Annotated in this window: 2 protein-coding genes; both read right to left on the minus strand. The window is 71.8% G+C overall.

Annotated features, from left to right (window positions below):
• Window positions 1-4,650 (minus strand): beta-ketoacyl synthase N-terminal-like domain-containing protein (locus ACFZDL_RS47030; protein WP_353597289.1); only part of this gene is annotated, 4,650 nt, incomplete at its 3' end.
• A gap of 43 nt (window positions 4,651-4,693) precedes the next feature.
• Window positions 4,694-6,190 (minus strand): SDR family NAD(P)-dependent oxidoreductase (locus ACFZDL_RS47035; protein WP_353597290.1); only part of this gene is annotated, 1,497 nt, incomplete at its 5' end.

Genomic DNA, 6,190 nt, shown 5'->3' on the forward strand with positions numbered 1-6,190 from the left:
CACATGCCGCGCCAGCTGGATCGCCGCCATACCCACACCACCGGCACCCGCATGCACCAGCACCGACTCACCCGCCGACAACCCCGCCAGATCCACCAACCCGTAATACGCCGTGAGGAACACCAGCGGCACCGCCGCCGCATCCTCCGACGACCACCCGTCAGGAACCTTCACCAGCGCACGCCGGTCCACGACGGCGCGGGGGCCGAAGGAGCCGGCCACCAGGCCCATCACCCGGTCGCCGACGTGCAGCCCGGTCACCTCGGGGCCGGTCTCGACGACCACGCCGGCCGCCTCGCCGCCCATGGGCCCGGCCTCTCCCGGGTACATGCCCAAGGCGCTGAGCACATCGCGGAAGTTGAGCCCGGCGGCGCGTACGGACAGCCGGACCTCGCCGGCCGCCAGCGGCATGGCGGCCGCCGGGGCTGTCTGCAGGGCGAGGTTGTCCAGCCTGTCCCGCTGCCCGCTGTCCAGCCGCCACGGCGCGCCCGCCGGGGGCATGAGGTTGGTCCCCGTCGTCATTCGGGCGAGCCGGGCGGTGCGTACGACGCCGTCGCGCACCACGACCTGGGGCTCGCCGGAGGCGAGTGCCGCGGGCAGCGCGGACATGGAGGTCTCCCGCTCGTCCACATCGACGAGCAGGAACCGGCCCGGGTGCTCGGACTGGGCCGAGCGCACCAGCCCCCACACCGCCGCTCCGGCCAGGTCGGTCACCGTCGCGCCGTCGTCGGCCGCGATGGCTCCCCGGGTGACGAAGAGGAGACGGGAGTCTGCGAACCGGTCCTCGGCCAGCCACTGCTGGACCAGGCCCAGCACCCGTGCCGTGACCTGGTGCACGGCGTCGGGAGTGGCGAGCTCATCGACGGGGTCGAGTGCCACGACGACCAGGTCGGGGCTGCCTTCCAGGGACGCCACATCGGTGCTCAGCTCGGCCACGTCCAGGGTGGCGACCGCGTCCATGGGGGAGATCAGGGCGGGTGTCGGCACCCACTCCAGGCGGTACAGCGAGTCCTGTCGGGCCGTACCGGAGCCGGCCATCTGATCGGCGGTCACCGGGCGCAGCGCCAATGAATCGACCGAGATGACCGGCGCGCCGACCCCGTCGGCGGCGGTCAGGGAGACTGCTTCGGTGCCGGACCTGGCCAACCGCACCCGCAGTAGGGAGGCTCCCCCCGAGTGGAGAGACACACCGTTCCACGAGAACGGCAGCCTTCCGCGCTCCGGCTCCCCGAGATCCACGAACGAGACCGCGTGCAGGGCCGCGTCCAGCAGTGCGGGATGCACACCGAACGACCCGGCGTCCGCTGCCTGCTCCTCCAGCGCCACCTCCGCGAACACCTCGTCGCCGCGCTCCCAGGCACCCCGGAGCCCCTGGAACAGCGGGCCGTAGCGGAACCCGCCCTCGGCGAACCGCTCGTAGAAGCCGTCCAGGTCCAGCGCGGCGGCTCCCTCGGGCGGCCATACGGACGCGTCGAAGTCCGCGGTCCGCTCCTCCGTGCCCAGCACACCGGAGGCGTGTTCCACCCACGGCTGCTCCATCGCGTCGGCAGGACGTGAGTACAGGTGGATGTTCCGGTGGCCCGAGTCATCGGCCGGGCCTACCCACAGCTGGACGGCGACCGCGTCCCGCTCGCCCAGCACCAGCGGCTCGGCCAGCGTGAATTCCTCGATCCGTGCGCAGCCGACCTGGTCCCCGGCGCGGATCGCCAGCTCCAGGAAGCCGGTCCCCGGGAACAGCACCACACCGCCCACGGCGTGATCCGCGAGCCAGGGGTGCGAGCGCAGCGACAGCCGGCCGGTGAACAGCACGCCGCCGGAGTCCGCCAGGCCGACGGCCGCGCCGAGCAGCGGGTGTTCGGCGGACATGAGCCCCAGGCCGCTGGCGTCACCGGTCCTCACCAGCGCGTTGGGCCAGTAGTGCTCGTGCTGGAAGGCGTACGTGGGCAGATCCACCCGCTGCGCCCCGGTCCCGGCGAAGAACGCCGTCCAGTCCGGGCTGACGCCGGCGATGTGCAGCCTGGCCACCGCCTCGAGCAGGGCGGCCTCGTCCTCACGGCCCTTGCGCAGGGACGGGATGACGACCGTGTCATGCGACTGGTCGGGCAGGCTGTCCTGGGCCATGGCGGACAGCACGCCGTCGGGGCCGACCTCCAGGAACGCGGTCACCCCCGCGGCGCTCAACGCGGCCACGCCGTCGGCGAACCGGACGGTCTCCCGCACGTGCCGCACCCAGTACTCCGGTGCGCACACCAGCTCCGCCGACGCCACCTCACCGGTCACGTTCGAGGCGAGCGGAACCCGAGGCGCCGCGAACGACAGCCCCTCCACCACACGCCGGAACTCATCCAGCATCGGGTCCATCAACGGGGAGTGGAACGCGTGGCTGACCGCCAGCCGCTTGGTCTTGCGCCCCTCGGCCTCGAACCGGGCCGCGACCTCCAGCACGTCCGCCTCATGACCCGCGATCACCACCGAGCGTGGTCCGTTGACCGCCGCGACCGACACCCCAGCCGTCAGACACGGTGCGACCTCGTCCTCGGTGGCCTGCAGGGACACCATCGCCCCACCCGACGGCAGCGCCTGCATCAGCCGGGCCCGCGCCGCCACCAGCGCACACGCGTCCGCCAGCGAGAACACCCCCGCCACATGCGCCGCCGCGATCTCACCGATCGAATGACCCGCCAGATAATCCGGCCGAACACCCCACGACTCCACCAGCCGGAACAACGCCACCTCAAGCGCGAACAACGCGGGCTGCGTCCACCCCGTCTCATCCAGCAACCCGGCCTCGGCCGACCCTGTCTCGGCGAACATCACCTCCCGCAACGGCCGGTCCAACTCCCGGTCCAGATACGCACACACCTCATCCAGCGCCTCCGCGAACACCGGGAACCGCCCGTACAGCTCCCGCCCCATCCCCGCCCGCTGACTGCCCTGCCCCGAGAAGAACACCCCGAGCCCACCGCCCGACCGCACGGCCCCGCTCAGCAGTCCCGGCGCGGAGGTGCCGTGCGCGAGCGCGCGCAGGCCCCGGGCTGCACCGGCCCGGTCCATGGCCAGCACCACGCCCCGCCGCTCGAACGCCGATCGCGTGGTCGCCAGCGAGAACACGGCATCGACAAGGCGGGTGTCCGGGTCCTCGTCCAGGCGGTCGGCGATGCGTGCCGCCTGTGCGCGCAGGGCCCCCACCGTCTTTCCGGACACCACCACCGGCAGTATGCCGGGCGCCGCGGCAGGCGTCGCCGTGTCGTCCCCGGCCTCCACCGCCGGGGCCTGCTCGATGATGGTGTGGGCGTTCGTACCGCTGATACCGAACGACGACACCGCGGCGCGGCGTGGCCGTCCGGTCTGCGGCCACTCGGTCCGCTCGGCCAGCAGCTTCGCCGCCCCCGCCGACCAGTCCACATGCGAGGTCGGCTCATCCAGGTGCAGGGTGGCGGGCAGCGTGCCGTGTCGCATCGCCATGACCATCTTGATCACACCGGCGACACCGGAGGCGGCCTGGCTGTGGCCGATGTTCGACTTGATCGAGCCCAGCAGGACCGGGTGTTGCCCCTCCCGGCCCTGACCGTACGTCGCGAGCAGCGCCTGTGCTTCGATGGGGTCGCCGAGCGTGGTGCCGGTGCCGTGCGCCTCGACGACGTCGATGTCGGTCGCGGACAGTCCGGCGCCGGCCAGGGCCTGCTTGATGACCCGCTGCTGGGCGGGGCCGTTCGGCGCCGTGAGCCCGTTGGAGGCGCCGTCCTGGTTCACCGCCGAGCCGCGCAGCACCGCCAGCACCTCATGGCCGTTGCGCTGTGCGTCCGACAGCCGCTCCAGCACCAGCATGCCCACGCCCTCGGACCAGCCCACCCCGTCGGCGCTCTCGGAGAAGGACTTGCACCGCCCGTCGGCCGCAAGGCCCCCCTGCGCGCTGAAGTCCACGAAGGGGCCGGGCGTGGCCATGACGGTCACGCCACCGGCCAGCGCCAGGGTGCATTCGCCACCGCGCAGCGCCTGGGCCGCCAGGTGCAGGGCCACCAGCGACGACGAGCAGGCGGTGTCCAGCGTCACCGTGGGGCCCTCGAGCCCCAGGGTGTAGGAGATCCGGCCCGACATCACGCTGCCGGCGGTGCCGGTGCCCAGGAAAGCCATCGTCTCCTGGGGGAACTCAGCGCCGGATCCGTAGTCGTGGTACATCACTCCGGCGAAGACACCGGTCCGGCTGCCCTGGAGTGTGAGCGGGTCGATTCCGGCCCGCTCGATCGCCTCCCACGAGGTCTCCAGCAGCAGCCGCTGCTGCGGATCCATCGCCAGCGCCTCACGCGGCGAGATCCCGAAGAACCCAGGGTCGAACTCCCCCGCCTCGTGAAGGAAGCCTCCCTCACGCACGTAGCTCGTGTTCCCGCGGGGGTCCCGGTCCGGGGCGTACAGCGCGTCCAGGTCCCAGCCGCGGGAGGTGGGGAATCCGGAGATGCCGTCACCTTCACCGATGACCAGTCGCCACAGGTCTTCGGGTGACGCCACCCCGCCCGGGTAGCGGCAGGCCATCGATACGATCGCGACGGGTTCCTGCTTGCCCGCCTCGACCTCCTGCAGCCGCTGACGGGTCTGGTGCAGATCGGCGGTGACCCACTTGAGGTAGTCGACGAGCTTCCGGTCGTCAGGCATGGGAAGGGAACCTCCGTGATTGGCTGAAAGCTGGGCGCCGGGGTCACCGGTCGTTCATTCGGCCCAGTTCGTTGTCGATGAAGTCGAGAATCTCGTCGGCGCTGGCCGATTCGAGCCGATCGGTGGCGCCGGGGCCGTCGCTCTCCGCCTCGGCGTTGGTCACCTTCGTGAGCAGCTGCCGGAGCCGGATGGCGACACCGGTCCGGGTGATCTCGTCGGGGCAGCCGTCCGACAGCGCGGCGTCCAGCCGGTCCAGATCCGCCATCAAGGACGGCGTCGGATCGGGGGCGTCCGCGGGAACGAGTTCGTTGACCAGATGTCCGGCCAGCACGGCGGGTGTCGGGTAGTCGAAGATGAGGGTGGACAGCAGGCGCAGCCCGGTGCCGGAACTCAGCCGGTTGCGCAGCTCGACCGCGGTCAGCGAGTCGAATCCCAGATCGCTGAACCGGTGTGCGGGGTCGATCTTTTCGGGCGACGCATACCCCAGGACCATGGCCGACTGCTCCCGCACCAGACGGACCATGTGCTCGTCGCGCTCGTCGGCCCGCAGGTTCAGCAGCCGGTCCCGCAGTGACTCGGACGTCTCGACGACGGTGGACCGCGCCACCGGGCGTGGCCCGGCGCCGAGCAGGCCACGGAGCACCGGGGCCGGTGCGCCCTGGGCGCGGAGTGCGGCGAGGTTGAGTCGGGCCGTGACCAGCACGGGGTGGCGCTGGGCGGTCGCCGCGTCGAACAGGGCCATGCCCTGCTCGGTGCTGATGGGCGGCATTCCGGCGGCGCTCATCCGCTGTATGTCGGCCTCGGTGAGGCCGCGGGTCATGCCGCTGTCCTGCGCCCACGGCCCCCACACGAGCGACTGTCCCTCGGCTCCCTCGGCCCGACGGCGCGTCATCAAGGCGTCCAGGAACGCGTTGGCCGCGGCATAGTTCGCCTGCCCCGGAGCGCCCATCGAGCCCGCCACGGACGAGAACACCACGAAGGCGGCGAGGTCCAGGTCGCGGGTGAGCTCGTGCAGATGCCATGCCGCGTCCACCTTCGGGCGCAGCACCGCGCTCAGCCGCTCCGGCGTCAGCGCCCCCACCACACCGTCGTCCAGCACACCCGCCGTATGAACCACCGCCGTCAGCGGATGCTCCGCCGGAATCCCGGCCAGCAACCCGGCCATCGCACCGCGATCCGACACGTCACACGCCACCACGGACACCTCGGCGCCGTGTGCGATCAGCTCCGCCTGCAACTCGACCGCGCCCGGAGCGTCCAGTCCACGCCGGCTGGTCAACAGCAAACGCCGCACACCATGCTCGGCCACCACGTGCCGAGCCAACTCACTGCCGAGGCCGCCGGTGCCCCCGGTGATCAGTACGGTGCCCTCGGGGTCCCACTCACGCGGCATGGTCAGCACGATCTTGCCCGTGTGCTTGGCCTGACTCATGTAACGGAAGGCGTCCCGCGCCCGCCGCACATCCCACGCCGTCACCGGAAGCCGACGCAGCACACCCGCCTCGAACAGCTCCATCAGCTCGACCAGCATGCTCTGCGT

Origin of the sequence: Streptomyces sp. NPDC007917 (assembly GCF_042959105.1) — a bacterium.
GTDB lineage: Bacteria > Actinomycetota > Actinomycetes > Streptomycetales > Streptomycetaceae > Streptomyces.